This is a genomic window from Halorubrum ejinorense (assembly GCF_055389685.1).
On sequence record NZ_AP043777.1, the window covers coordinates 236,071 to 261,167 of the forward strand.

General features: G+C 71.7%; 26 protein-coding genes. 19 read left to right on the forward strand and 7 right to left on the reverse strand.

The annotated features are described in order from the left end of the window. The first annotated feature begins 66 nt into the window (after positions 1 to 66). Positions 67 to 1,107 (forward strand): BGTF surface domain-containing protein, encoded by a 1,041-nt coding sequence (locus ACZ5KW_RS02285; RefSeq protein WP_343779465.1) that lies wholly within the window; start codon positions 67 to 69, stop codon positions 1,105 to 1,107. A 15-nt stretch (positions 1,108 to 1,122) separates the two neighbouring features. Here ACZ5KW_RS02285 and ACZ5KW_RS02290 read toward each other — a convergent pair whose 3' ends face one another. Then, positions 1,123 to 1,392 (reverse strand): DUF7533 family protein, encoded by a 270-nt coding sequence (locus tag ACZ5KW_RS02290; protein WP_343779468.1) that lies wholly within the window; start codon positions 1,390 to 1,392, stop codon positions 1,123 to 1,125. A 119-nt stretch (positions 1,393 to 1,511) separates the two neighbouring features. On the opposite strand from ACZ5KW_RS02290, the gene ACZ5KW_RS02295 reads away from it, so the two are divergent. Continuing rightward, positions 1,512 to 2,117 (forward strand): riboflavin synthase, encoded by a 606-nt coding sequence (locus ACZ5KW_RS02295; protein ID WP_343779471.1) that lies wholly within the window; start codon positions 1,512 to 1,514, stop codon positions 2,115 to 2,117. 144 nt (positions 2,118 to 2,261) lie between these two features. Next, entirely contained in the window at positions 2,262 to 2,453 is a 192-nt protein-coding gene (locus tag ACZ5KW_RS02300; RefSeq protein ID WP_343779474.1) for a multidrug transporter, read from the forward strand. Between the two features lie 44 nt (positions 2,454 to 2,497). Here the strand turns inward: ACZ5KW_RS02300 and ACZ5KW_RS02305 are convergent, their stop codons facing one another. Together ACZ5KW_RS02305 and ACZ5KW_RS02310 are read right to left on the reverse strand one after the other, a co-directional pair. Then, positions 2,498 to 3,196: a phosphoglycerol geranylgeranyltransferase gene (locus ACZ5KW_RS02305; RefSeq protein ID WP_343779477.1), complete on the reverse strand. Its 699-nt coding sequence runs from the start codon at positions 3,194 to 3,196 to the stop codon at positions 2,498 to 2,500. Positions 3,197 to 3,310: 114 nt separating this feature from the next. Further along, positions 3,311 to 4,390, reverse strand: a complete 1,080-nt coding sequence (locus ACZ5KW_RS02310) for a tubulin/FtsZ family protein (protein WP_343779480.1) — start codon at positions 4,388 to 4,390, stop codon at positions 3,311 to 3,313. A 74-nt stretch (positions 4,391 to 4,464) separates the two neighbouring features. Here ACZ5KW_RS02310 and ACZ5KW_RS02315 point away from each other — a divergent pair, with 74 nt between their 5' ends. From ACZ5KW_RS02315 to ACZ5KW_RS02370, 12 genes are all read left to right on the forward strand, one after another. Then, a complete protein-coding gene (locus tag ACZ5KW_RS02315) occupies positions 4,465 to 5,166 on the forward strand; it encodes a DUF7310 family coiled-coil domain-containing protein (protein WP_343779483.1) in 702 nt (233 codons plus the stop codon). A gap of 55 nt (positions 5,167 to 5,221) precedes the next feature. Then, positions 5,222 to 5,686, forward strand: coding sequence for a DUF7311 family protein (locus ACZ5KW_RS02320; protein ID WP_343779486.1), 465 nt, complete (start codon positions 5,222 to 5,224; stop codon positions 5,684 to 5,686). Between the two features lie 104 nt (positions 5,687 to 5,790). Then, the gene (locus ACZ5KW_RS02325) at positions 5,791 to 7,767 is read left to right on the forward strand and encodes an ATPase, T2SS/T4P/T4SS family (RefSeq protein WP_343779489.1); all 1,977 of its coding nucleotides are present in this window, start codon (positions 5,791 to 5,793) and stop codon (positions 7,765 to 7,767) included. Further along, positions 7,764 to 9,560, forward strand: a complete 1,797-nt coding sequence (locus tag ACZ5KW_RS02330) for a type II secretion system protein (RefSeq protein ID WP_343779492.1) — start codon at positions 7,764 to 7,766, stop codon at positions 9,558 to 9,560. The genes ACZ5KW_RS02325 and ACZ5KW_RS02330 overlap by 4 nt, the downstream gene beginning before the upstream one ends. A 91-nt stretch (positions 9,561 to 9,651) precedes the next feature. Next, the gene (locus tag ACZ5KW_RS02335) at positions 9,652 to 10,152 is read left to right on the forward strand and encodes a DUF7283 family protein (protein ID WP_343779494.1); all 501 of its coding nucleotides are present in this window, start codon (positions 9,652 to 9,654) and stop codon (positions 10,150 to 10,152) included. A 6-nt stretch (positions 10,153 to 10,158) separates the two neighbouring features. Continuing rightward, complete coding sequence (locus tag ACZ5KW_RS02340) at positions 10,159 to 10,623, forward strand: DUF7285 family protein (protein ID WP_343779497.1); 465 nt, start codon at positions 10,159 to 10,161, stop codon at positions 10,621 to 10,623. Continuing rightward, positions 10,620 to 11,231 carry a DUF7284 family protein gene (locus ACZ5KW_RS02345; RefSeq protein WP_371152757.1) on the forward strand — a complete coding sequence of 204 codons (612 nt, stop codon included), beginning with the start codon at positions 10,620 to 10,622 and terminating at the stop codon, positions 11,229 to 11,231. The genes ACZ5KW_RS02340 and ACZ5KW_RS02345 overlap by 4 nt, the downstream gene beginning before the upstream one ends. Continuing rightward, positions 11,225 to 14,440, forward strand: coding sequence for a DUF7286 family protein (locus tag ACZ5KW_RS02350; protein WP_343779502.1), 3,216 nt, complete (start codon positions 11,225 to 11,227; stop codon positions 14,438 to 14,440). Before ACZ5KW_RS02345 ends, ACZ5KW_RS02350 begins: the two co-directional genes overlap by 7 nt. A gap of 73 nt (positions 14,441 to 14,513) precedes the next feature. After that, positions 14,514 to 14,966 carry a DUF5791 family protein gene (locus ACZ5KW_RS02355; RefSeq protein WP_343779505.1) on the forward strand — a complete coding sequence of 151 codons (453 nt, stop codon included), beginning with the start codon at positions 14,514 to 14,516 and terminating at the stop codon, positions 14,964 to 14,966. After that, the gene (locus ACZ5KW_RS02360) at positions 14,963 to 15,865 is read left to right on the forward strand and encodes an NAD-dependent epimerase/dehydratase family protein (protein ID WP_343779508.1); all 903 of its coding nucleotides are present in this window, start codon (positions 14,963 to 14,965) and stop codon (positions 15,863 to 15,865) included. Before ACZ5KW_RS02355 ends, ACZ5KW_RS02360 begins: the two co-directional genes overlap by 4 nt. Before the next feature lie 123 nt (positions 15,866 to 15,988). After that, on the forward strand, positions 15,989 to 17,164 hold the full coding sequence (locus ACZ5KW_RS02365; RefSeq protein ID WP_343779511.1) for a DHH family phosphoesterase: 1,176 nt from the start codon (positions 15,989 to 15,991) through the stop codon (positions 17,162 to 17,164). 100 nt (positions 17,165 to 17,264) lie between these two features. After that, entirely contained in the window at positions 17,265 to 17,396 is a 132-nt protein-coding gene (locus ACZ5KW_RS02370; protein WP_343779514.1) for a hypothetical protein, read from the forward strand. Between the two features lie 136 nt (positions 17,397 to 17,532). Here the strand turns inward: ACZ5KW_RS02370 and pan1 are convergent, their stop codons facing one another. After that, the gene (gene pan1, locus ACZ5KW_RS02375) at positions 17,533 to 18,750 is read right to left on the reverse strand and encodes a proteasome-activating nucleotidase Pan1 (RefSeq protein WP_343779517.1); all 1,218 of its coding nucleotides are present in this window, start codon (positions 18,748 to 18,750) and stop codon (positions 17,533 to 17,535) included. 195 nt (positions 18,751 to 18,945) lie between these two features. Here pan1 and ACZ5KW_RS02380 point away from each other — a divergent pair, with 195 nt between their 5' ends. The 4 genes from ACZ5KW_RS02380 to rad50 all read left to right on the forward strand — a co-directional run bounded on the left by ACZ5KW_RS02380 (position 18,946) and on the right by rad50 (position 23,759). Beyond that, positions 18,946 to 19,209, forward strand: a complete 264-nt coding sequence (locus tag ACZ5KW_RS02380) for a helix-turn-helix domain-containing protein (RefSeq protein WP_343779520.1) — start codon at positions 18,946 to 18,948, stop codon at positions 19,207 to 19,209. Positions 19,210 to 19,276: 67 nt separating this feature from the next. Then, the gene (locus ACZ5KW_RS02385; protein ID WP_343779523.1) at positions 19,277 to 19,663 is read left to right on the forward strand and encodes a hypothetical protein; all 387 of its coding nucleotides are present in this window, start codon (positions 19,277 to 19,279) and stop codon (positions 19,661 to 19,663) included. Beyond that, the gene (gene mre11, locus ACZ5KW_RS02390) at positions 19,660 to 21,069 is read left to right on the forward strand and encodes a DNA double-strand break repair protein Mre11 (RefSeq protein ID WP_343779526.1); all 1,410 of its coding nucleotides are present in this window, start codon (positions 19,660 to 19,662) and stop codon (positions 21,067 to 21,069) included. Before ACZ5KW_RS02385 ends, mre11 begins: the two co-directional genes overlap by 4 nt. Beyond that, positions 21,066 to 23,759: a DNA double-strand break repair ATPase Rad50 gene (gene rad50 / locus ACZ5KW_RS02395; protein ID WP_343779528.1), complete on the forward strand. Its 2,694-nt coding sequence runs from the start codon at positions 21,066 to 21,068 to the stop codon at positions 23,757 to 23,759. Before mre11 ends, rad50 begins: the two co-directional genes overlap by 4 nt. Positions 23,760 to 23,785: 26 nt before the next feature. On the opposite strand, the gene ACZ5KW_RS02400 is transcribed toward rad50, so the two are convergent. From ACZ5KW_RS02400 to ACZ5KW_RS02410, 3 genes are all read right to left on the reverse strand, one after another. Continuing rightward, positions 23,786 to 24,232, reverse strand: coding sequence for a DUF7346 family protein (locus ACZ5KW_RS02400; protein WP_343779530.1), 447 nt, complete (start codon positions 24,230 to 24,232; stop codon positions 23,786 to 23,788). 26 nt (positions 24,233 to 24,258) lie between these two features. After that, the gene (locus ACZ5KW_RS02405; protein WP_343779533.1) at positions 24,259 to 24,765 is read right to left on the reverse strand and encodes a DUF7322 domain-containing protein; all 507 of its coding nucleotides are present in this window, start codon (positions 24,763 to 24,765) and stop codon (positions 24,259 to 24,261) included. A 122-nt stretch (positions 24,766 to 24,887) separates the two neighbouring features. Beyond that, positions 24,888 to 25,061: a DUF7331 family protein gene (locus ACZ5KW_RS02410; protein WP_343779536.1), complete on the reverse strand. Its 174-nt coding sequence runs from the start codon at positions 25,059 to 25,061 to the stop codon at positions 24,888 to 24,890. Between the last annotated feature and the right edge of the window lie 36 nt (positions 25,062 to 25,097).

Here is a 25,097-nt window from a genome sequence, read left to right on the forward strand (position 1 = left end):
GGTAGCTACGACCGCCCTTTGCGCTATCGGCGCCGCTTTTTTGCTACCGTTCGAAGCCAGACGCGCATGCGATTCGAGCCCTCCGTCGGAACCGGCGAAACCGCCGGGTCCGAGTCGCTCCGGCGTATCGTGACGAAGGGAGTTCCGGCGGCCGTGACGCTCCTCGTGGCCGCGTTGACGCTCGGAAGCGTCGTTATCGCCGGGACCGGCGCCGTCGCCGCCGACGGAACGGCCGAAATCGGCACGGACGTCATCACCGTGAGCGAGGACGGTACCGCCGAGGTCGTCGTCGAGACAGACGGCGTCGACGCGTTCGAGGTCGTCGTCGGAGGCGAGGACGAGGTCGGATACGAACTCCGCGCGACGGTGACGCCGAGCGGCGACGGCGTCACGACGTTGGTCCTCGACCACGCGGAGACCGGCGGTGACGGGACCCCGCTGACCGCCGACGGCGACGCCACGGTCGAGATCGAACGCGAGACGTCCCTCGAGAGCGCGATCGCTCCGGGCGGCTACGACGTGGAACTGCTCGTCGGCGGCGACCCCGCCGATGTCTCCACTCTCGTCGTCGAGGAGGCGGAAGACGGCGGGAGCGACGGAGACGCGAGTGACGGGAGCGACGGAGACGGTGGCGACGCGAGCGACGAGACCGCGGACGGCGGAAGCGACGGAGGCGAAGGATCGACTGAGCCGGCCACCGTCACCGAGGGGGACGTGGAGGCGGCCGACCTCGTCGTCGAGCCGGCGGAGACCGAAGTGAGCGTTCCGGTGGAAGCCGACGACGGTGAGACGGTGAGCGTCCGGATCCGCTCGACCGGAGACGCGAGTCCGGCGTTCATCATGACCAGGGAAGCGACCGTCGAGGGGGGAACGGCGAACGCGACCTTCGACCTGAGCCGGGCGGCCCACGGCGACCGCGCGACGCTGACCGTTCACGGGAACGAGGCGCTCAACGGGTCGAACGCTCGCGAGGTCCTCGTCGTCGACGAATCGATCGGGGTCGAAGGGGACGGCAGTGTCCTCGGCGTCGAGGCGCCCGGGTTCGGGGTCGTCGTCAGCGGGCTCGCAGTTCTCGCCGTCGCCCTCGTGGCTCGGTCGCGGGAGTGAGAGGTTCAGAGCGAGCTATTTTTCGATCGAGTCGCTCTCGGAGGTGACAGCGTCGTCGTCGCCCCGGAGCTGTCGCGGGAGCAGCCCCGAGACCAGCCCGCGGAGGATTCGGCCGGGGTCGAGGAAGTACTGCGGAAGCACGACCATCGCGGCGGCGACGACGAGCAGGCCGGCGCCGAGCGCGAATTCGCCCGCTATCAGCCGGATAACGGCGTAGTTCGCGAGCGGCAGCGCGAACACGAGCGACGCGGCCAGCCCGATCATGTCCATCAGGCCGAGGTTCATTGCGAGCGCGTTGGCGCCCGGCGTTCAAAAGGGACGCGGCGAGGACGCGGGCGCCGCGAGCGGGTCCAACCCCCGACCGAACACCGAACCGATATGTGTCGCCCGCCCCCAGTTCGGGTATGTTCACCGGCATCGTCGAGGGGACCGGCGCGGTCCGTTCGCGGACCGAGACCGACGACGGACTGCGACTGCGGATCGGCGTCGACGGGTTCGACGACCTCCACCACGGACAGTCGATAAGCGTCAGCGGCGTCTGCCTGACCGTCGAGGAGTACGGCGTCGGCGACGACGGCGGCGAGTGGTTCGAGGTGTTCCTCGCGAGCGAGACGGTCGCGAAGACGTACCTCGGCGAGGTGCGCGAGGGCGACCCGGTCAACGTCGAGCGCGCGATGCCCGCCGACGGGCGGTTCGACGGCCACGTGGTTCAGGGCCACGTCGACACCGTCGCCGAGGTGACGGGAATCGAGCGCGTCGGCGAGGACTGGCGGTTCGCGTTCTCGATCCCCGAGGGCCACGGCGACTACCTCGTCGACAAGGGCTCGGTGACGCTCGACGGGATCTCGCTGACCGTCGCGGAGAAGCGCGAGGACGCCTTCGAGGTGGCGATCATCCCGACGACCTACGACCTGACGACGCTCTCCGCGAAGTCGGTCGGTGACCCGGTTCACCTGGAGGTCGACGTGATCGCGAAGTACGTCGAGAACATGCTCGACGGGTACGCCTGACCGGCGCGCCGACGACCGGGTGGGGCCGTTCTCCACGCGAAGCGATCCCCCTCGGAGGGGAACGTGGAGACCGGGGACGCCGGCGCCGCGGAAATGTCAGTGTTACGAATGAATTTTCAGCGAGAAGACCGTAGAGCGACGGCGATGACAGACAGCCCTCCGGACCGATCGGCGTTGATCAACGGTTTCGGCCTCCTCGTCGCCGGCGGCGCGATCGTCGGCACGCGATTCCTCGGCTGGGAGTGGGGATCCGGCGGCTCCGTGCCGACGGGCGTCGGCGTCGCGGTCGCCGTCGTCGCCGTCGCGGTGGTCGCGTCCAGACGGCTCAGCGGGTGAGCTCGACGTGAAACGAAGGAGTCGCGCGGCTGGTCAGCGACGGCTCAGGCGTCCTTCGCGCCCCTCACCGTCTCGCGGACGGCGTCGACGCCCTCGTCGTGGAGCAGGTCGCCGACGACGATCACGTCGCTGTGGGCGGCCATCTCGTTGGCCGACTCGTAGTCGTGGATGCCGCCGCCGTAGAAGAGGGTGGCTTCGTCGAGCGCGTCGTGAGCGGCCGCGACCTTCTCGGTGTCGCCGAACATCCCCGAGTACTCGATGTACACGATCTCCTGGCCGAACATGCGCTCCGCGATCTTCGCGTACGCCTCCACGTCGTCCGCGGCGAGGTCGCAGTTCGCGTCGGTCAGCTCCGCGACCGCGGCGTCCGGGTTCAACACGATGTACGCCTCGGTGTGGGTGCGGCTCCAGTCGAGGTCGTCGATGCGGACCCACTCCTTGTGCGCGCCGGTGATCCAGAAGGGGCCGCCCGCGTTGAACACGGTCGGGATCAGGTAGCCGTCGAGCGCCGGCGAGTCGATGACGACGCCGGGATTCGACGGCTCCTGATACAGGGGCACGTCGTACTCCGCGGCGGCGTCGACGACGCGGGTCATCTTCTCCGCGGTGACGTCGAGGGTCCCGCCGATCTCGATCGCGTCCGTCCCGGTCCGGCAGACGTCCTCGAAGGTCTCGCCCGGGCGCAGGTCCTTGTCGGGATCGACCTTCAGCACGTGGTCCCAGTCGTCCCACGGATTAGTCATCGGGCGAGACTCCACCGGGCGAGAGTAAAAAGGTGCGGAACCTGTCTCGCCGGCGGGAGCGGCGGTCCGCGACGGCCGGAGTCGCGGTACGCGACACGCGTCCCGTCGGCGGTCTCAGAGCAGGTCGTCGAGCTCGTCGTTGTCGAACGCCGCGGCCGGGTCCGGGGTCTCTTCTTTTTCGTCGCGGACCGCCTGCCGGGCGCGTTCCAGGAACGCCTCCACGCGCTGTGAGCGCTCGACGCCCCCGAGGAGGACGAGCGCCGCGATCCGGTCGGAGTCGAGCGGGAAATCGCCGCCGCGGACCTGCATCGACCCGGTCTCGTCCTGGAGCCACTTGCGGGCCTTCTCGGAGCCCTTCCGCGAGATCCGGTCGGGGTTGCCGGCGACCGCGATCAGCGCGGCGTCGGCGTCGGTCGCGCTCGGAAGCGAGAGTCCGGTCATCACCGCGCTGCGGACGGCGCTCATCACCGTGGTGACGTTCTCTTCGGGGTCCTCCGCCGCGGGCGCCGAGGCGAACCCGACCGCGGCCATCCCGCCCGCCCGCAGCGTGTTTATCACCTCGCTCGTGTCCACCACGGACTCGCCGACTCCCTCGACCGCCTCGCCGGCGGCGAGGAGGAGGCCGATCCGTTTCGCCATCGAGGCGTTGATCGCGGCGTAACCGCCCTCGACGGACTCGCCCGACGACCGCCACGCGTCGTTGTCGAGCAGGATCGTCGCGTCCGCCTCGCGCACCAGCGTCTTGAGCGAGCGCCCGGCGTTCACCTGATACATCGTTCCCTCGTCGCGGCCCGGGAGGATGCCGATCGCGTAGACGGGGACGTCGTACACCCGGTTCAGCTCTCGGACGAGGATCGGCGCGCCTCCCGAACCGGTGCCCCCGCCGAGACCGGCGACGACGAAGACGGCCTCGGCCTCCGCGGTGATCTTCGGGGCGAGCGCGTCGAGCACCTCGACCGCGTCCTCGTCCATCACTTCCGCGCCGAGTTCGTTGTCACCGCCGACGCCGTGGCCGTTGACCCGCGACTGTCCGACGAGGACCGTTTCGAGGGGAAGCGGGTCGAGGTCGGCGGACGCGGTGTTGACGGCGAGCGCGTCCAAGACCGCGCCGTAGCCGGCATCGGCGTCGAACTCCGCGAGGGCGGTCGTGAGTTTGCCGCCCGCCTGTCCGACGCCGAGGAGGACTGCCTTCATGTCGCAACGTACCGTTTCCCTCGATAATACTGTTTCCCCGGCGTTTAAGTACGGAAGCGCGGCCAGCCGGTCGCGTGACCGACCACACGGACGCGAGCGACACGACTCCCGCTGAATCGGAGTCGGTCCCCACGCCGACGAACGAGACGGACGACCGGATCGAATCGCGACTCCGCGCCGTCGAGCGCGCGGTCACGGGGAGCAACGCGCGGCCGGCGGACGTGGCCGCCGGCGCGGAGGCGACGGCCGAGCGCGAGCGGCTCGAGTCCCGGATCGATGACCTCGAAGAGCGCGTCGCCGAGTTGGAGGCGGCGACGCAGGCCGTCCGCGGCTACGTGGGGTCGGTCAGGGCCGTCAACCGCGAGGTCGAACGCAGGGCGGACCTCGCGCTGGCCCGAGCGACGACCGCGAACCGGGAGGCGGACGCCGCCGGCGCGAGCGGTGAGGGCGCCGGCGCGAGCGGTGAGGGCGCCGACGTTGCGGCCGGCGACGACCGCATGACGCGAGCGCGAGACGCGACGGGGGGCGCGCAGGCGGGCGCCGTCCCGTCGGAGAGCGCCCTCGACGCCGCGCTTCCCGACGACCGTCCGCCGTCGCGAGGACGCGCCGACGGCGGCGAAATAGGAGAGCCCGGCGACGGTGCGGCGGGCTCCGGCGACGCCGGGGCCATCAGCGGCGAACACGGAAGGGGGATCGACAGCGACGAACGCGGGGCCGGCAGCGACGAAGGCGCGTGGGCGACGGAGGCGCTGGACCGGCTTCGGGAGTCGCTGTGACCGGGGTGAGCGTTCCGGCGGACGCGGCGACCGGAGAAGGGGGATCGGAGAGGCCGTGATCCGCGTCGTTCTCACCGTCCTCGTGGCGGTCGCGCTGCTGACGGCGTCGATGCCCGCGGTCGAGACGGCACGGGTCACGACGACTGCGGACCGGCTCGGCGCCGAGGCGAACGAGTTGGAGCGAGCGATCGGAGGCCTCGCTGCCGGATCGACGCCGGTGGACGACCCCGAGATGGCCGCGCGGACGACCGTCCTCGTCCGCGTTCCGTCCGGCTTCACCGCGGCGGCCGTCGAGCGCGTCGCGCTCGTCGAGACGCCGGAGCGCCCGAGCGCCGTTGCCCTCGCGTATCGGGTCGACGGCCGGCCGAAACGCGTGTTGCGAGTCGGAACGGGGCCCGCATCGGTGGAGGTCGACCTCGTCGGCGCGCCGATCGAGCTCCGCCCGAGCGGAGTGAGCCGCGTCCGCGTCCGGTACGTCGACGACGGCGGACCGACGATCCGTATCGACCGAGTCGGATGAGCGCAGTTCGCGGCGAGGCGGCCGCAACAAACGGGAAGCCGGGAGCGGGAGAGATCGGGGGAAGAGAGCGACCGTTTATATGCGATACCGCGGGCACGCCCGCCATGAACTTCGGTCTCACCGATCGGGTCGCCGACGGCGTGGACCAGACGCCGCTCGGTTCGCTCCCGTGGATCGACGAGGAAACAGGCCGTTGTCGGTGCGAGCCGACGTTCCGCGAACCCGTGGGGACGGGCGTCGATGACCGGGTGATACTCGACGTCGACGCCGACGGCTGTCGGGGGCGGGGCGATCTCGCCGCGAGCCCGGACTGTCTCGCGACCGTGATCGGGGCGTTGACCGACCGCGACGCCGACGTGATTCGGACCCGCCACCGCGGCCGAGAGCGGTCGTACGCCGGCCGCGCTGCCGACCTACTAGTCGCGGCAGGGAAGTTCCGCGAACGGATCGGGTTCCACGAGGAACGGCTCGCCGAGCGGGTCGTCCGCGATCCGCTCGGCGCCGCGCGAGAAGCGAGCGGCCGCGCCGGCTCCGCGAAGCGAATCGCGAGCGAGACGGGGCTGTTGTCCACCGTCGAGGCGCTCACCGGAGCGGCGGTCGAAGGGGATGACGACCGCGGCGACCGCGCTCGCGAACTGGAGGAAGTCCTGCGAGCACACGTCGGACCGACGGCCGCGACCGCGCGGGTCGCGGCCGCCCCGCCGCCGGGTGCGGAGCTGGTCGACCGCTGGACGGTCTCCACCGGGGCGACGGTCCGGCTCTACGACGGCGACGGGCCGCTCAAGACGTACCATCTCACGCCGCCGCCGGCCGACTTGGACGCCGACGCCGTGGCGACGCTGGCCGCCGCGAGAGACCGGTTGCTCGACGATCCCAGCGGCGGTGACCGGGCGCCGGGACGCGCGGTGCGAGCGGTGGCCGGCAGCGGCGACCCCGTGGCGGACCTCGCCGAGATCCTGCGGCGGCACACCCACGGCTACGGCGCCTTCGAGCACGTCTTCGCCGACGACGCGGTGAGCGACGCGACGGTGACCGCACCGGTCGCCGACAACCCGCTGCGCGTGGTTCTCGACGGCGAGCGATGTCGGACGAACGTGCGGCTCCCGCCCGAGGGAGCCGCCACGCTCGCGTCGCGGCTCCGACGATCGAGCGGTCGGTCCTTCTCGCGGGCGACCCCGACGATCGACGCGACGATCGAGTCGGAGACCGGTCGAGTCAGGGTCGCCGCCGCGACGTCTCCGGCCAGCGAAGGGCTCTCGTTCACCTTCCGGCGCGGCGACCCGGAGGCGTGGACCCTCGCTCGGCTGGTCTCCGTCGACACCCTCACGCCCGCGGCCGCCGGAGCGCTGTCGGTCGCCGTCGAGCGCGGCGTGTGCGGGCTCGTCGCCGGCGGGCGGGCGGCCGGAAAGACGACCGCGCTCGGGTCGCTGCTGTGGGAACTGCCGGCGAAGACGCGGTCGATCGCTATCGAGGACACGCCGGAGCTGCCCGTGAGTGCGCTCGCCGACGCCGGGCGGGACGCGCAGCGACTCCGCGTCGGCGACGGAGCGGAACTCGCCCCGGCGGACGCGGTCCGGACGGCGCTCCGCATGGGCGGGGGAGCGATCGCCGTCGGGGAGGTGCGCGGCGAAGAGGCGCGGGCGCTGTACGAGGCGATGCGCGTCGGTGCCGCCGGCGAGACGGTCCTCGGAACGATCCACGGCGAGGACCCGGCCGCGGTCGAGGAACGAGTCGTCACCGATCTCGGGGTCGCACGCTCGTCGTTCGCCGCGACGGACCTGATCGCGGTCCTCGACGACCACCGCGTCGAATCGATCGTCGAAGTCGTCGATCACGACGGCGACGTGAGCTTCGAGCCGCTGTTCGAGCGGACCGGTCGAGGCCTCGTCGGCACGGGACGTATCGACCGCGGCGAGAGCCGGCTGATCGAGGAGCTCGGAGGTCCGAGCGAATCGTACGCGTCGGTGCGAAAAGCCGTCGACCGGCGGAGCGATCGGATTCGAGAGGCGGTTCGAGCGGGGCGGATCGCGCCGACGCGGTACCCCGCCGATGGCACGCGCAACGGCGGTGACGGCCGATGAGCGGAGAACGCTCGGTCGGGTCGGAGGAGTCGACCGCATCGGAGGAGCTGCGGCGGGCGGTAGCGTTCCTCGGATGGGACGTGCCCGCGGAACGCGTCGTCGACTCCGGCTACCGGATCGGCGTTGCGGTCGGCGCAATAGTCACGGGCGTCGCCGCGGTCGTTGCCGATGCGGTGACTGCCGCGCCGGTCGGGCTGGCTGCCGGGGTCGGAGCGGTGCACGCGACGCACCGGGCGCCCGTGTGGCTCGCGTCGCTCCGGCGGACGCGAGCGCTCGGTGCGGCACCGGGGCTCGTCGGTCGGCTCGTGTTGCGGATGCGGCTCGATCCCTCGACCGAGCGCGCGGTGGAGTTCGCCGCCCGGACGGGGGACGGACCGCTGGCGAGGGCGCTCTCCCGGCACGAGCGGGGCAGCGCGGACGGTCCGACGAGCGGGCTTCAGGCGTTCGCCCGCGAGTGGCGCCCATGGTTCCCGGCCATCGACCGCGCCGCCGCGCTCGTTCGGACTGCCGCGACGGCGCCGCCGGAACGCCGCGGGCGGTGTCTGGACCGCGCGCTCGACGCCACGCTCTCGGGGACGACGGACCGCCTCGCGTCGTTCGTCGGCGAGGTCCGAGCGCCGGTCTCCGCGCTGTACGCGTTCGGTGTGCTCCTGCCGCTGGCGCTGATCGCGCTGCTGCCCGCGGGCGCCGCCGCCGGCGTCGCGATCGGTTCCGGGCTCGTCGCCGGTCTATACCTCGTCGCGCTCCCCGTCGGGCTGACGGCCGCGTCGGCGTGGCTGCTGTCGCGTCGGCCAGTCGCGTTTCCGCCGCAGCGGATCGGCGGCGACCACCCCGACGTGCCGGAGCGACGCGGCCACGCGCTCGTCGCCGGGTGCGTCCTCGGCAGCGTAGCAGCCGTCGTCGGCGCACGAGCCGTCGCAGCGTGGACGTGGCCGATCGCCGGCGTCGGCGTCGGTGCCGGGGCCGCGCTGTTCGTCTTCGCGCGGCCCCGTCGGGCGGTGTTGTCGGAGGTCCGCGACATCGAGCGCGGACTGCCGGACGCGATGACCGTCATCGGCGGGGACGTGGCCGAGGGGATCGCCGTCGAGACCGCGGTCGCGAACGCCGGCGAGCGACTCGACGGCGCGACCGGCGACGTGTTCGAGCGAGCCGGCCGCCGCAGCGACACGCTGCGGGTCGGCGTCCGCGAGGCGTTTCTCGGACAGGGCGGACCGGCCGCCGCCGTCCCGTCTCCCCGGCTTGGCGGGGCGGTCGCCCTGCTCGCCGTCGCCGCGAGAGAGGGTCGCCCGGCGGGTGACGTGCTCTTAGAACTCGCTGACCAGCTGGAGTCGCTCCGGGACCTCGAACGCGACGCTCGCCGACAGCTGGCGACCGTGACGGGGACGCTCTCGAACACCGCCGCGGTGTTCGCGCCCCTCGTCGGGGGGGCGACCGTCGCGCTCGCGACCGGAATCGACGCGGTCGACGTCGGCGGGCTCGGCGCCGGAGCGGCCGCGGGTGCGGACGCGCTCGGCGGTGGCCTCGGGACGGAAGGCGGAGTGGGGGCCGCCGGTGCCGGTGCGGCCGGAAGTGAGAGCGCGGCTGCCGACGGCGCGACGAGCCTATCGGTTCCGGTACTCGGACGGATCGTCGGGACGTACGTGCTACTCCTCGCCGCGCTCCTCACCGGGCTGGCGACGGGCCTCGAACGCGGGTTCGACCGGACGCTCGTGGCCTATCGGATCGGCATCGCGCTCCCGACGGCGACCGCGACGTTTCTCGTCGCGTTCGGCGGCGCCGGGCTCCTGATCTGAGAGGGAGGCCGACCTCGACGGCGAAGGGACGGCAAAACGGCCGGCGTCGCGACGGCGATCGTTTATATACGAGGCCGCGGCCAGCCGCCCCGTGTTCGAGACCCACTTCGACGCCACCTACGCGTGGCTCGGGCTGGCCGTCGTGAGCGTCGCGACAGCGGGCGTGGCAGCCGCGTTCCCCGCTTCGCCGCCGCCGGACGCCGACGGCGTCGCGCGAACCGTCGACTCGGTGGCGGACGGAGAGTACCCCGCGACCGCCGAACACGGGGTCGCGGCCGACCGCATCAGACTCACCGACGAGTCCGTTTCGCTCGGCGACGAACAGGGAACCGCGCGGGCGGCGCTCGACGCTCCGCGGATCACGCCGGTGATCCGGCCGAGAGCGGGGACGGAATCGAACGCGACGACCGATCCTCGGCTCCGTCGCGTCCTCGACGGAGTCCCCCCACAGGTCGCGTTCGACGATCCGGCGTCGTTCGCCGCGGCGGCCGAGCGCGCTCGGGCGGTCGAGAGCCGGTGGACCCCGGCGCCGGATCGGATCACAGTTCGGCGCGTTCACTACGGCGAGGTCCGAGTCACACTGGTGGGGTGACAGCGGATGGCGCCTCGTTCCACGGAACCGGACGCGGCGGGAACGACGGACGCGGGGTCCGCGTCCTTCTCGACGGCCGACCGCGCCGCCGTCGAACCGCTCGCGGCGCTCGTCGCGGTTTCGGTCGTCGCTCTGGCGCTCGGACTATACGCCGGTGCGCTGGGCGACGCCGGACCCGACGAGTCCCGGGCCGACGCCGAGGCGGCGCTCGACCGCGCCGAGCGGGAGATGTCCGTCGGCGGCGTCGTCGAGCCGAGTCGCATGCGGGAGTTCGAGGCGCCGGGGACCGCGACCGCGGTCGAACTGGAAGCGGACGGCGAGCGGTGGCTGGCCGCGTCGAGTCCGAGGGCCCCGGGACCGCCGGCGGTCAGGTCGTCTGACGCGGTCGTGATCGCCGAAAGGCGGGTGACGGTCCGGGTGGCTCCCGGCCGGAACGTTCGAGGAACCCTCCGGGCGGTGGTGTGGAGATGACCAGCACCGTCCTCGACGTGACCGTGTTGTTGCTCTGCGTCTCCGCGGGCGTCGTCGTGCTCGGCGCGAGCGACGCCGGCGCACCAGACGGTCCGACCGCGACGGACGCCGCGGACCGGCTCGTCACCGAGACGGTGACCGTGACGTACCGCGACGGCGACGCGCCCAACGGAACGCGGCGCGTCCACGCGACCCGTGCCGAGTTGCTCGCGCTGCTCGTCGAGCGAGACGCCAACGGTGCGTTCGACGGCCGGGCCGTCGAAGCCGTCCGGGCGGGACTCGGCCCGCGGACGCGAGCGGACGCGACCGTGCGGGGAGACGACGAGGCCGACGGTGATACCGCCGCCGCTCCGGAACGGATAGCGAGCGCGTCGTCTCCGGTCCCGAGCGCCGGTGGGGCGGTCCCGGCGCGGGTGATCGGCGAACCGGATCGGTCGACCTCCACGACCGAGTCTCGGAAGCGAGTCGCCGTCGGTCCGAAACCGCCGCGGAACGCTGACGTCGCCGTCGCGGTCGTTCGACAGCCGATCCCGGGTCGATCCGTCGACGGGCCCGGCCGAGAGGGCGGGTCGGCGGGCGTCGTTCGGATCGTCGTTCGGAGGTGGTGAGCGTGGGGGATCGACGCCACGGTCGGTCCGGAGACGAACGGCGTACGCCGACGTTCGTCGTCGACGAGCGGGCGCGGGTACCCTTCGCGCTCATCGGCGTGCTGCTGTTGGTGACGAGTTCGGCGTACGCCGCGGGGATCGCCGAGCAGGGGCTCGTGGGCGAGGACCGGCGCGTCGAGCGCGCCGTCGAACGCGTGGAGACCGACGCGACCGCGGCGCTCAGGAGCGCGGCCCGCGAGGCCGCTCACGAGGCGGCGGCGCAGCCGGTAACGCGCGCGCCAAACGGGTCCGGGGCGGGAACCGAAGCGGTCCGCGAGGGGGCCGCCTTCGAGGACGCGTTCCGGATCCGGCTCGCGATCGCCGGTGCGGACGCGCTGGCTGCGGTCGAGAGCGACGTGGGCCGCGTGGAGGCGAACGCCTCGTTGCCGGCGGTCGCGTCGCCGGACGATCTCGTCGCCGCCCGCGAGCGAGTCCACGTCGAACCGGCCGCCAACGGCACCGCGACGCGAGTGACCTTCGAGGGCGTCACGACCACCGCGACCCGCGGCGGCCGAACGATCGTGAACCGGACGCGACCGCGGACCGTCACCGTCGCCGTGCCGACACTGGCCGCTCACGAGCGAACGGAGCGATTCGAAGCGCGACTCAACCGCGGGCCTGTCGAGGGGCCCGGACTCGGTCGGCAGGTCACCGCGAGCCTCTACGCGATGGCGTGGGCCCGCGGCTACGGCCAGTACGCCGGCGCGCCGGTGGAGAACGTCGTCGCGAACCGCCACGTGGAGCTCTCGACGAACGCCGGGATCGTCCGCGTCCAGCGGGACGTCTTCGGGACTAGCGACCCTGACGCGCGCGGCGGCGTCGCTCGCGCGACCGCTCAGACCGGCGTGACGGACCTGCTGTCGCCGACCGGCGTCCACGAGGGCTCCTGGACGGACGCCGTTCTCGGGGCGCCGACGCCGACGGAAAGCGGTGAGACGACGACGGACCGTGAGGCGGCGGCGAGCGAGGACGCGGCCTTCGACCCGTCTCTCGGGGGGGCAGACGAGACGGCGTCGGTCGCGGTCGGCCACGCCGCCGACCGCGCGGCGGTCAGCGTCCACGACAATTTAGAATCGATCGTACGCGAGAGCCACCGCGTCGAGGTGAGCGTACGGACGGCGACGACCCGCGTCGTCGACGGCGGCCCGCTGACGCCGGACCGTCCCCAGTCGGACCTCCCCGAGCCGTGGCGCCGGGTCGACGCCTCCCGGACGGAGCGCTTTCGCGTGGTCGGCGGGAGCGACCTTCGGACGGGAGTCGACGACGGGGTCGTCTCGGCCGGCGAGTCGGTGCCGTTCGGCGGCGCGAGCCGGGAGGTCGTCGTCGAGCGGTCCGCGACCGCGACGTGGGAGCGCCAGATCGTCGAGCGAGGACCGAACGGGACGGTTCGGAACGTCAGCGTCGACCGAGCCGTCACGAGCGACGAGACCACGGACCGGTACCGCGTCCGCGTGTCGCTGACCGGTCGGTACGCGCCGCGGTCGGAGGCGCCGGACAGGCCGACGGCGACGTTCGGTGCTGCGGCGGGCGGCGACGTGGAGGGGCCGAACCTCGCGGACACGCCGGCGGCCGCGAGGGAGAAACTGGGCGTCGAGACCGGCGACGATGTCGACCGACTCGCGCGCGACGCCGTCGAGGGCGGCGACGAAACGCGGTCTGCGGTCGTGTACGGCGCTCGGGCGGGGGCGGACCTCGACCGGGTCGCCGGCGATATTTCGTCGCTATCGGAGCGGGTTCGTGACATCGAGACCGAGGCGTCGATGACCGACGCCGCGGTCGGCGAGGCGAGCCCGTACCGTGACCTCGCGGCGACCGTACGCGACCGACGCACCGCGCTCCGCGACGCCCCGTCGAGGTACGAGAGCGCGGTCGACCGCGGTCGCGTCGCCGCCCGCGTCGCGTACCTCGACGCCGTGATAGCGGAGTTAGAGTCCGCCGCCGCGAAGCGGGAGTCGGCGGCGAACGGCCTGCTCGACAGAGTGAACGGCGCGTTCGACGGACCGCCCGTCGGCGAGGTGATCGCCAGCCGCGAGGCCGCCCGCGACTCGGGGACGTACGTCGTCGGAGAGGGCGGACCGGGCGGTGCGGTCACGTTTGCGCCGGAGGGGTCGCCCGGATACCTCCCGCGGACCGCGGTCGACGGCGAGCGGGTCGACGGCGTCGAGGGCACGACGACGCGGCCGCTCGTGACCCGGAACGTGAACTACGCGACGCTCCCGTACAGCGACGTCTCCGGCGGGATCGCAGACCGCCTCCTCGGAACCGACGACACGGTGCGCGTCGGCGTCGCCGGACGGTCACTGCTCGCGGCCGACGAGGCGCTCGCGGCGGCCGACGACGACGACCTGCGCGCGGACCGTCGCGCGCTCGCGGGACGGGTCGACGCCTCGCTGCGACGCCTCGACGACGCCTTAGCGGAGCGACTCGCCGGTCGAACAGAGCTCTCGCGTGAGCAGCGACGAGCCGCCTTGGAGCGCGCCGCGGCGGGCTACGACTCGCTCGGCGACAGGGCCGTGGCCGTCGGAGCCGGCGAGTACCCCGACCGAGTCGCGAGCGAGGCGGCGCGGGTGGGGTCGCTGTCGACGGCCGAGCGGATCGGGCTCGCGGCGGAGCTCCGCGTCGCGACGCGGAAGTCCGCGGGGCGAGACGCGGTCCGCGTGCCGGCCCGCTTCGTCGACGCGACGACGGCCGCGTCGCGGGCGATCCGCCGCGACGAAGTGGAGTCAGCGATCGAACGCCGGGCGCAGAAGGCGGTCGCGTCGGTCCCCGACGACCGAGTTCCGAAGCCGGTCCGAAGCGTCGGGGCGGGACTCCCGGTCGCGCCGGTCCCCGGATACTGGGTGGCGACGGTCAACGCGTGGAACGTCCAGGTGCGCGGGGAGTACCCGCGGTTCGCGCTCCGCGCGAACGTCGGCACGCCAGACCGCCCGTTCGAGTACGTCAGGTCGCCCGGCGAGGTCCGCGTCGACGCGGGCGGCGAGTCGGTCGTGTTGGGGGCCACGGAGCCGGTGGCGTTCGAGACGCGCACCGTCGTCGTCGTCGCCGTGCCCGCGGGGCCGCCGGGCGTCGGCGACGTCGACGGGACACGCGAGGAGACGTCCGGCGGCTGGCCGTGTCCCGGCCCGCTCACCGCGTCACCGGAGACCGCGGACGAGTGTACGGAGGCGTGAGACGCAGACGGGGGGTATCGACCGGAACGCGGCCGACCGCAGGCGTTTTGAGACGCGGCGACCGAGTGCGGGTATGTTCCACGAGGTCGTCGACGGCGACGGACCCGGACCCGCCGTCGACCCGGACGAGCCGACGGCGGCGAGCCTGCTCGCCGCCTTCGAGGCGATGGTGACGGAGGCAGCGTCGACGGTCGGCACCGATCGGTTGGTCGACGAGGTCGGACTGACCGAGGCGGACGCGGCCGCCGTCCGCGAGGGCGACATCGGCGGAGTGGCGCTCGCGGACGCCGCAGCCGTCCTCGCCGCGGCGGAGCCGGATCGCGGCGCCGACGCGATGGTCGCAGAGGTCCGTGACCACCTGCTGATGGGGATGGCGACCGCCGTCCTCGACGTCGACTCGCTCGCCGCGAAGATCGACGCCGACCTCACCGGACAGGAGGTCCAGCAGGCGCTGGAAGGGCGGACCGCGATGACGCTCGGCCAGCTCGCGGAGATCCTCGCGGTCATCGAGCGCCGGAAGCCATGAGGGTCGTCGTCGTCGGGTGCGGCTACGTCGGACTGGCGCTGGCGGCCCAGCTCGACGCCCGCGGCCACACGGTGACCGGCGTCCGTCGGTCCGACGACGGGCTCGACGCGGTCGACGCCGTCGGGGCGGACGTGGATGCCGTGCGCGCGGACGCGACCGATCCGGCGTCGCTGGAAGGACTGCCCGACGCGGACGCTGTCGTCTTCGCGGCCAGTTCCGGCGGGCGCGGCGCCGACGCGGCGCGAGCGGTGTACGTCGACGGGCTGGCGAACGTCGTCGACGAGTACGGGTCGCGGGCCTACTCGCCGGACCGGTTGGTGTACACCTCTTCGACGGGGGTGTACGGCGACCACGACGGCGACTGGGTCGACGAGGAGACGCCGCTCGACCCCACCACGGAGAAGACGGCGGTCCTCGCGGAGGCCGAACGGATCGCCGTCGAGCGCGCTTCCGAGGCCGGTATCGACGGGACGGTCGTCCGCTTCGCGGGACTGTACGGTCCGGAGCGGTACCGGCTGGAGCGGTACGTGGAGGGACCGGTGACGGCCGGCTACCTCAACATGGTCCACCGCGACGACGCCGCGGGGTCGATCCGACACCTGTTGGAGACGGACCGCGCACGGGACCGCGCCGTCCTCGTCGTCGACGACGAACCGGTCGACAAACACGCGTTCGCCGACTGGCTCGCCGACGCCTGCGGCGTGCCGCGCCCGGAGAAGCTGTCGAAGGACGAGCGGATCGCGGCCGGCGACCTCTCCGAGGCCGCGGAGCGCCGGATCCGGACGAGCAAGCGGTGTTCGAACGCGCTCCTCCGAGAGCTCGGCTACGAGTTCGTTCACCCGACGTTCCGGTCGGGGTACCGCGACGCGGTGCGCGCGTACCGGACCACGACGGAGTAGCGCGTTCCGGCGGGCCGGACGCCGGATCGTCGCCGGGTCACTCGATCGCAGTCGGTTCCGTCGCTTCCAGTCCGTCGGAACGGCAACGAAGCTTCATGTATCGGGAGCGACTGGCCACAACGCATGCGAGCGATGAGCGCGGCCGGCGACCGGTTCTCGCAGGCGGAAGCCATGGCCCGGCAGAACCCGGAGATCGCCGTCGGCGTGGCGCTCGTCCTGCTTATCGTCGTCGGAGTCGCCGTCGTCGTGTTCCGCGTTCGGCGGACGCCGGGCATCAGGTTCCGTCGGCTGTTGGCCGCCGAAGACGAGATCACGGTGCTGATGCATCCGAACCCCGACCCGGACGCGATGTCGGCCGCCGTCGGGGTGGCCTCCCTGGCCGACCAGGTGGACGTCGACGCGACCATCCAGTATCCGGGCCAGATCCGGCACCAGGAGAACCGGGCGTTCCGAACCGTCCTGGACCTTGAACTGGAGCCGATAGAGCACGTGAGCGACCTCGCGGCCGAGTCGGTCGTCTTGGTCGATCACAACGAGCCCCGGGGGTTCGCCGGCGCCGACGGCGTGCTGCCGATGGCCGTCGTCGACCACCATCCCGGAGACGGCGCCGGCGAGGCGTTCACCGACGTGCGGACGGACTACGGGGCGAGCGCCTCGGTCGTCGCGGAGTACTTCCAGGACAACGACGCGGTGCCGGTCCCGCCGGACAAGCACGCGAGCGAGACGGGCAGCGACCTGACGCTGTCGACCGACACGGCGACGGGGCTGCTGTACGGGATCTTGGCCGACACGAAACACCTCACCGTCGGGGCCAGCGAACCGGACTTCGCGGCGGCGGCGTACCTCTACCCCGGCGTCGACCAGGACCGGCTCGACCGGATCGCGAACCCCGCGGTCGACGCGGAGGTGCTGGAGGTGAAGGCCCGAGCGATTGCGGGACGACGCGTCGAGGGGTCGTTCGCGGTCGCGGACGTGGGCGGCGTGAACAACGTCGACGCCATCCCGCAGGCGGCGGACGAGCTGATACAGCTGGAGGGCGTCAGCGCGGTCGTGGTGATCGGCGAGCGGGAGGGAACGGTCCACCTCTCGGGGCGGTCGCGAGACGACCGCGTTCACATGGGCAACGCCATCGGGGCGGTACTGGACGACGTCGACAGCGGGAACGGCGGCGGTCACTCCCGGATGGGCGGCGGGACGATCGAACCGGCGATCGACCCCACCGGAGAAGCGGGGTCGGAGACCGTCGACCGCGACGCCCTCGCCGACGGACTGTTCCGGGCGATGGCCGGCGACGTGTGACCGGATCGGGATCGGCGGCTTCCGGTCCGACCGGCGGTTCGAGGGTGGCCGTCGCGAGCGAGCGGGCGGATTTAACTTCGCGGCTCGCGGTGGGTGTGGTATGAGCATCGACATCGCGGTCGACGACGGCTGGCGGGCGCTGATCGGCGTGGGCGTCGGCTACGGGATCGCGGTCGGGCTGGTGTTCCTGTTGTTCTTCATCGTCCCGTACCTCGCCGTCGCGACGCTGTAGGCGAGCGGCTCGACTGCGAGGCAAAGGCGAGTGACGAGCGCGCTGAAGGGATCGAGAAAGCGAGCGCGCTGAAGGGATCGAGAAAGCGAGCGCGGAGAAACGAGTGACCCGGTGACGGGAGCGGGACCGGCTCCGATCAGGCGAACGCCAGCGAGTCGTCGACGTTGGTCTCGTCGTCCTTCCGGAGCTTCTCGTTGGCTTCGAGGAAGTCGGTGAGCGTGATCTCCGTGCGGTCGTCGCGGATGGCGAACATCCCGGCCTCCGTACACATCGCCTTGATGTCGGCGCCGGAGGCGTCGGGCGTCAGCTCGGCCAGCTCGGTGAAGTCGATCCCGTCTGCGAGGTTCATGTTCCGAGTGTGGATCTGGAAGATGATCTCGCGGCCGTCGGTGTTCGGCTTCGGCACCTCGATGAGGCGGTCGAACCGGCCGGGACGCAAGATCGCGGGGTCGAGCATGTCGAAGCGGTTGGTCGCGGCGATGATCCGGACCTCGCCGCGCTCGTCGAAGCCGTCCATCTCGGAGAGCAGCTGCATCATCGTGCGCTGGACCTCGGCGTCGCCGGAGGTCTTCGAGTCCGTGCGCTTCGAGGCGATCGCGTCGATCTCGTCGATGAAGAGGACCGCGGGCTGGTTCTCGCGGGCGACCTCGAAGAGGTCGCGGACGAGCTTCGCGCCCTCGCCGATGAACTTGTGAACCAGCTCGGAGCCGGCCATCTTGATGAACGTCGCGTCCGTCTCGTTGGCGACCGCCTTCGCCAGCATCGTCTTGCCGGTGCCGGGCGGGCCGTACAGCAGGACGCCGCTCGGGGGCTGGATGCCGACGTCCTCGAACATGTCGGGGTGTTCCAGCGGCATCTCGACGGTCTCGCGGACCTCCTGCATCTGGTCTTCGAGCCCGCCGATGTCGGCGTAGGTGACGTCGGGCGAGTGTTCGACCTGCATCACGCGGGCCCGGACGTCGGTCTCCTTCTCCAGCTTCTTGACCACGGACAGCGAGTTGTTGACCGCGACGCGGTCGTCGGGGTCGAGCTTCTCGCGCATCTCATCGGTGACCTCGGTGAGCGCCTCCTGGTTGTTGCCGTGCTGTTTGATCACGGCGCCGTCGGGCGTTATCTCTTGGACCGTCGCCACGAACAGCGGGGACTGCTTCAGCTTCTTGTTCTCGTGGGTGAGCCGCTCCAGCTTCTGCTGGTACTTGTTGTTCTCCGCGTTGGCGTCGAGGAGTTTGTCGCGCATCTCCTCGTTTTGCGACTCGAGAACGTCGAGACGCTCCTGTAAGGAGTCGATTTTTTCCTGTTTCGACGCCGCACCCTCGTCGTAAGGCATGTCGACGTCGTCGACCGTATCGCTCATTGTGTCTCTTAAAGCGTCTCGCGGATAAGAGGTTTCGGGTGGGGGCACGACGCGGCGTGTTTCGCCGGCATCGGCGCCCGACGGCGGCGGAGCGTTCCCCGACCGGGCGTCGCCGTCGTCCGATAGTTTATTCTTGAGAGTAATGAAAGTGGATAGTAAATATTATCATACAGCATCCCAATGATCGAGACACGCATGAGTACGACCGACGCCGTTACCGCCGAAGACGGGACTGCGGATCGCTGGGCGGCCGTTCGCGACCTTCCCCCGAGCGCGAAGCTCGTCGCGAAAGTGTTAGACTACAACGACACGCTCACGCAGAGCGAACTGGCCGAAGAGACCCTTCTCCCGCCGCGGACCGTACGGTACGCGCTCTCGCGGCTCGAAGACGAGGGCGTCGTCGACTCCCGGTTCTCTTTCACCGACGCTCGCAAGCGCCTGTACTCGCTGGGCGTCTGAGCGGCCGAGCGCCGCGCGACCGGTCCGGCCGGCGACCGTTTTTATCCGATATCGCGCGAGTCGACCCGTGGTCTCGACTACCGCCGTCAAGCGCGCGCTTGCCGCGCTCGCGACGCGCACCGACACCGCGAGACGACCGTACGTCGCCGTGATCGACGAGGCGGACGCCGCGCGCGGCGACCTGCGGCGCGCGGCCGGATTCGCCGACGCGGTCGGACTCGACCGACTTGCGGAGGCGGTCGACGCCGCGGACCGCGCGGGCGACGAGACGACCGCAGAACGGGGATGCGAGGCGCTCACCGCGTACCGCCGGTTCCGACGGGTCGCGGCCGGCGACACCGTCGAGAACGGCGGTGGCGGCGATCCGGGCCCAGACCCTGACGGCGTCGCGGACCACTTCCGCTCCGGCCCCGGAATCCATAAGCCCGACACCGGCCAAGACGCGGACAGATGACACGGGTGATCCACACCGGCGACACCCACATCGGGTACTCGCAGTACCAGTCGCCGGTCAGGCGACAGGACTTCCTCGACGCGTTCGAGGCCGTTGTCGACGACGCGGTCGACGAGGGCGTCGACGCCGTCGTCCACGCGGGCGACCTCTTCCACGACCGCCGGCCCGACCTCCGCGACCTGATGGGAACCATCTCGGTCCTCCGGCGACTCGACGACGCGGGCATCCCGTTCCTCGCGGTCGTCGGCAACCACGAGTCGACCCGAGACGGACAGTGGCTCGACCTCTTCGAGCGACTCGGGCTGGCGACCCGACTCGGCGACGAGCCGGTCGTCGCGGGCGACACGGCCTTCTACGGCCTCGATCACGTCCCGGTGTCGCGCCGCGACGACCTCGACTACGCCTTCGCCGACCACGGCGCCAGGCACGCGGCGCTCGTCGCGCACGGCCTCTTCGAGCCGTTCGGCTACGCCGACTGGGACACGGAGACGGTGCTGGCCGAGAGCGACGTCGACTTCGACGCCATGCTGCTCGGCGACAACCACACGCCGGACACCGCCACGGTCGCCGACACGTGGGTCACGTACCCGGGCTCCACCGAACGCGCGAGCGCGAGCGAACGCGACGGCCGCGGCTACAACGTCGTCGTCTTCGACGCCGACGCGGCGGGCGGCGACGACCGGGTGGAGATCCGGCGCCGCGCGCTCAACACGCGTCCGTTCGTCTTCGTGTCCGTCGAACTGCGCGAGGGCGAAGGCGAGTCGCGGGTTCGCGAGCGCGTACGCGAGTACGACCTCGCGGACGCCGTGGTTCACGTCGAGGTCACCGGCGAGGGCGAGCCGGTGACGCCGGCCGCAGTCGAGGAGTTCGCGACCGACGAGGGGGCGCTCATCGCCCGCGTCGCGGACCGGCGCGAGGTCGAGGCCGACGGCGAGGTGGACGTGAGCTTCGCCGACCCCGAGGACGCGGTCCGCGACCGACTCGACGAGATGTCGCTCTCGACCGCTACGCGCGACGTCGAACGCGCCGTCCGCTCGGAGGCGATCCCCGACACCAACGTCCGCGAGACCGTGAAACGCCGGGTCGAGGAGCGACTCGACGAGGACGAGGACCTCGGCGCGTTCGATCCGGTCAGTCCGGACGCAGCCGACGAAGCCGTCGACGACGGTGACGCCGGGAACGACCTCGACGGTGACGCCGGGAACGACCTCGACGGTGACGCCGGGAACGACCTCGACGGCGGCGAGGTCGACGGCGGTGATGAAAGCGGAGGTGAGGAGGTCAACGCCGACGACGGCGAGGTCGACAGCGGAGGTGAGGACGCCGAGGAGTCGCCCGCCGAGGAGGCCGCGGACGCCGGGTCGGCGTCGACGGACGGGCAGGTTTCCATGGAGGACTACCTGTGAAATTCGACCGCGTGCGGCTCACGAACTTCAAACCGTACGGCGACGCGGACCTGCGACTGACCGAGGGGGTAACTGTCATCCACGGGCTCAACGGCAGCGGGAAGTCGTCGCTGCTCGAGGCCTGTTTCTTCGCGCTGTACGGGTCGAAGGCGCTGGACGGGACCCTCGAAGACGTGATCACGAACGGCGAAGCGGAGACCGAGGTCGAGTTGTGGTTCACCCACGCCGGGACCTCCTACCGCGTCGAGCGACGGCTCAAGTCCTACGACGGACGGATCGACCACAAGTGTACGCTCGAATCGACCGACGGGAGCGACGTGACTCGCGACGGCGCGCGGGCGGTCAGAGAGTTCGTCAGCGAACTCCTGCGGATGGACGCGGAGGCGTTCGTCAACTGCGCGTACGTCCGGCAGGGCGAGGTGAACAAGCTGATCAACGCGACGCCCCGTGAACGACAGGACACGATCGACGACCTGCTCCAACTGGGCAAACTGGAGGAGTACCGCGAGCGCGCCGGCGACGCCAGGCTCGGCGTCGAGGACGTTCTGGAGAACCGGCGGGGTCGGCTCGACCAGCTCGACGAGCAGATCGCCGCGAAGGAGGACCGCGACCTCCACGAGCGACTCAACGAGCTCGAGAGCGAACTCGGCGAGGTCACGGAGGAGATCGACCGGTACGAGACGCAGCGCGAACAGGCGAAGGAGACCCGTGAGGCCGCCGCGGAGACGCTGTCGGCTCACGCCGAGAAGCGCGAGGAGCTGGAGGCGGTGGAGGCGGCGATCGAGGAGATCGAAGCGGCGATCCGGTCGGCCGAACGCGAGCGCGACGACCATCGCGACGCGATCCGCGAGACCCGCGAGCGGATCGCGGAGATCGAGTCAGCGATCGACGAGCGGCTCGACGACGCCGGGCTCGACGCGGCGACCGACGAGGCCGTCGCCGAGCGCCGGTCGGAGCTCGACGACCGCGAGGCCGCGGTCCGCGAGGAGCTCGACGACGAGCGGGTGAACGCCGAGGCGCTCCGCAATCAGGCGACGAACCTCGCCGGGAAGGCCGACGACCGCACCGAGCGCGCCGGAGAGATCGAGGCCGAAGCCGAGGAGGCGGCGACGGCGGCGGAGGCGGCGGCGGAGGAGGTCGCCGAGCGCGAGTCGTCGATCCAGGAGCTCCGCGAGGAGGCGGAGAGCCTGCGCGAGCGGTTCGAGGCCGCCGACGCGGACGTCGACCGCGACGGCGTGGCCGACGAGCGCGACGCGCTGCGCGAGCGGCGCGGCGAGGTCCGCGAACGGATCGCGGAGCTGTCGACGGAGCTGAAGAACGCCCGCGAGCGCGTCGAGGAGGCCGAGGAGCTGCTCGCGGCGGGGAAGTGTCCCGAGTGCGGGCAGCCCGTCGAGGACTCGCCGCACGCGAGCGGGATCGACGAGGACCGCGAGCGTGTCGCCGAGTTGGAGTCGGAGCTGAACGAGACTCGGGAGCGCGAGGCGAGTCTCGACGACGGGATCGACGAACTCGACGACCTCGCGGCCGCCGCGGACCGGCTCGACGAGATCGACGAGACGGTCGAGATGCTCGAAGAGCGGGTCGCGGAGAAGCGGGCCGAGGCGGAGCGCGAGCGGGACGCCGAGGCGGAGAAGCGCGAGCGCGCCGAGGCGCTGCGCGAGGAGGCCGAGGAGACCCGCGAGGTCGCCGCGGAGAAACGCGGACAGGCCGAGACGGCCGCGGAGCGTGTGACGGAACTCGAGGCGGAACTGGCGGCGGTCGACGACGCCCGAGAGGCGGTGACGGCCGTCGAAGAGCGGCAGTCGGCGATCGCCGACGCGGAAGACGAGATCGAGCGGCGGCGGGAGAAACGCGAGAGCCTCGCGGAGGTGAACGACGAGCGGCGCGATCGGCTCGCCGACAAGCGCGACCGCCGCGACGAGCTCGCGGAAGCGGTCGACGAGGAGGCGGTCGAGGACGCGAAGGGACGAAAATCGGACGCCGAGGAGTACCTCGAAAAGGTCGCCGAAGAGCTCGACCGGCTCGAGGAGCGACGGACCGAGCTCCAGAACGCGATCGGCGGCGTGAAAGCCGATCTCGCGGAGCTCGCGGAGCGCCGCGAGGAGCGTGAGGCGCTCGGAGAGCGGGTGGACGCGCTCGAAACGCTCCACGACGAGACGAGCGAACTGGAGTCGATGTACGCCGACCTGCGCGCGGAGCTCCGCCAGCGCAACGTCACCGAGCTCGAACGCACCCTCAACGAGACGTTCGAACTCGTCTACGGTAACGACGCCTACTCGCACATCGAGCTCGACGGCGAGTACGTCCTCACCGTCTACCAGAAGGACGGCGAACCGCTCGACCCGGAGCAGCTATCAGGCGGCGAGCGCGCCCTGTTCAACCTCTCGCTCCGGTGTGCGATCTACCGGCTGCTCTCGGAGGGGATCGAGGGGGCCGCGCCGACGCCGCCGCTCATCCTGGACGAACCGACCGTGTTCCTCGATTCCGGCCACGTCTCGCGGCTGGTGCGCCTCGTCGAGGAGATGCGCGGTTTCGGGGTGCGTCAGATTATCATCGTGAGCCACGACGACGAACTGGTCGGCGCCGCCGACGAACTGGTCACCGTCGAGAAGGACCCCCGCTCGAACCGCTCGACCGTGCGCCGCGAGGACGCGGCGGAGCTCGGCGTCGCGTCGCTCGCCGACGACTGAGCTCGGGTCCACGATCGGCTTCCGCGTCAGTGGTCGGCTCCGGCGCCGGCGTCGCCCCGCAGCGAGCCCATCGCCTCGACCGCGACCGGAGTCGGTTCGTACCCGCGCTGTCCCGCGACCTCGACTTCCTCGACGAGGCCGGCCGCGCGGAACGTCGTGACCGCGCCGTGGAGGTCGGACTCGCACATGTCGGCGGCGTCGAGGAGGTCGATGGCGGCGATCGGTCCCGCGTCGACGATCACGGCGAGGAGGCCGAGCGACCGGTCGTCACGGACCGCACCGAGAGTTCGACGGACCGGTTCCGGGACGCCCGAGGCGGCGGTTTCGAGGGGTGACTCGCCGTCGACGACGGTGAGGTCGCCGTTGTCGACGTACCGCTCAGCGCCGGTGTCGGGGTCGCGTACGCGACTCGACTCGGCGGAGCGTTTCACGAGGAGGTACGTGTCGCCGTCGCCGTCGCGAACCGTCTGCATGAGTGAAAGGCCGCGGCCGTCGGACATTACGCTTCCGGGCGGGTCGAATCCGACTCGGAACCCGTATCGTCGACACCGTCGGGACCGGTCTCGTCGTCAGGGAGCGTCTCACTGTCGGCGGCGGCCGCTCCGTTCGCATCGCTCTCTGCCTCGGATTCGGACTCGTCAGAGCCCGTGTCGGAGTCCGCGCCGTCGTCCCGCGATCGGTTCCACGAGCGGTACGTCTGGTAAGTCCGAACGCCGGCCAGGAGGCCGACGACGAGCAGTGCGGGACCGGTCCGAGACCACCCTTCGAAGTACCACACCATCGGACCGAGCGCGACGAGGAGGACGGCGGCGTTGGCGTAGATGACGGCGGCGACGAACGCGCGGAGGGTGCCCGAATCCACGTCGCTCGCCCCTTCGAAGTCGCCGGCGTCGTCGAACGTCTTCACCGACGGCGCCTTGGGGATGTCGGGCGTCATCTCCCGCTCGGCGTCTGAGCTCTCGCCGACGGAGATCTCGCCCTCGTCGTCCTCGTCGAGGCTGAACACGCGTCGGCGTACGCCGCGCCGGGGCAAAGGGGTTCCGTCCGGGCCCGAACACCGAGGCGGGTCTCGGCGGTGACGCGGCGGCTAGTCGGCGGAGCGGCGTCGGGCGGGCGAAAGACCCGCCGTCAGATCGCGTCGGCGAGCCGTACCGTTCGGCTCGCTTCGACCCACGCGAGCGGGTTCGCGGCGTCGAAAAGCACCACGCTCCCGTCGTCCTCGTACACCTCCACCTCGGCGTCGACCGCGTCGTGACCGGCCGGGCGAGCCGCCTGGGGTTCGGAACGTGGGTCCGAAGACATAGACCTTGGTAAGTCGTAACACATTAAATGCCTTTC

Coding starts and splice junctions, on each gene's coding strand:
- ACZ5KW_RS02285 (WP_343779465.1), top strand. CDS start 67: ATGCGATTCGAGCCCTCCGTCGGAACCGGCGAAACCGCCGGGTCCGAG.
- ACZ5KW_RS02290 (WP_343779468.1), bottom strand. CDS start 1,392: ATGAACCTCGGCCTGATGGACATGATCGGGCTGGCCGCGTCGCTCGTG.
- ACZ5KW_RS02295 (WP_343779471.1), top strand. CDS start 1,512: ATGTTCACCGGCATCGTCGAGGGGACCGGCGCGGTCCGTTCGCGGACC.
- ACZ5KW_RS02300 (WP_343779474.1), top strand. CDS start 2,262: ATGACAGACAGCCCTCCGGACCGATCGGCGTTGATCAACGGTTTCGGC.
- ACZ5KW_RS02305 (WP_343779477.1), bottom strand. CDS start 3,196: ATGACTAATCCGTGGGACGACTGGGACCACGTGCTGAAGGTCGATCCC.
- ACZ5KW_RS02310 (WP_343779480.1), bottom strand. CDS start 4,390: ATGAAGGCAGTCCTCCTCGGCGTCGGACAGGCGGGCGGCAAACTCACG.
- ACZ5KW_RS02325 (WP_343779489.1), top strand. CDS start 5,791: ATGAACTTCGGTCTCACCGATCGGGTCGCCGACGGCGTGGACCAGACG.
- ACZ5KW_RS02330 (WP_343779492.1), top strand. CDS start 7,764: ATGAGCGGAGAACGCTCGGTCGGGTCGGAGGAGTCGACCGCATCGGAG.
- ACZ5KW_RS02340 (WP_343779497.1), top strand. CDS start 10,159: ATGGCGCCTCGTTCCACGGAACCGGACGCGGCGGGAACGACGGACGCG.
- ACZ5KW_RS02345 (WP_371152757.1), top strand. CDS start 10,620: ATGACCAGCACCGTCCTCGACGTGACCGTGTTGTTGCTCTGCGTCTCC.
- ACZ5KW_RS02355 (WP_343779505.1), top strand. CDS start 14,514: ATGTTCCACGAGGTCGTCGACGGCGACGGACCCGGACCCGCCGTCGAC.
- ACZ5KW_RS02360 (WP_343779508.1), top strand. CDS start 14,963: ATGAGGGTCGTCGTCGTCGGGTGCGGCTACGTCGGACTGGCGCTGGCG.
- ACZ5KW_RS02365 (WP_343779511.1), top strand. CDS start 15,989: ATGCGAGCGATGAGCGCGGCCGGCGACCGGTTCTCGCAGGCGGAAGCC.
- ACZ5KW_RS02370 (WP_343779514.1), top strand. CDS start 17,265: ATGAGCATCGACATCGCGGTCGACGACGGCTGGCGGGCGCTGATCGGC.
- pan1 (WP_343779517.1), bottom strand. CDS start 18,750: ATGAGCGATACGGTCGACGACGTCGACATGCCTTACGACGAGGGTGCG.
- ACZ5KW_RS02380 (WP_343779520.1), top strand. CDS start 18,946: ATGAGTACGACCGACGCCGTTACCGCCGAAGACGGGACTGCGGATCGC.
- mre11 (WP_343779526.1), top strand. CDS start 19,660: ATGACACGGGTGATCCACACCGGCGACACCCACATCGGGTACTCGCAG.
- ACZ5KW_RS02400 (WP_343779530.1), bottom strand. CDS start 24,232: ATGCAGACGGTTCGCGACGGCGACGGCGACACGTACCTCCTCGTGAAA.
- ACZ5KW_RS02410 (WP_343779536.1), bottom strand. CDS start 25,061: ATGTCTTCGGACCCACGTTCCGAACCCCAGGCGGCTCGCCCGGCCGGT.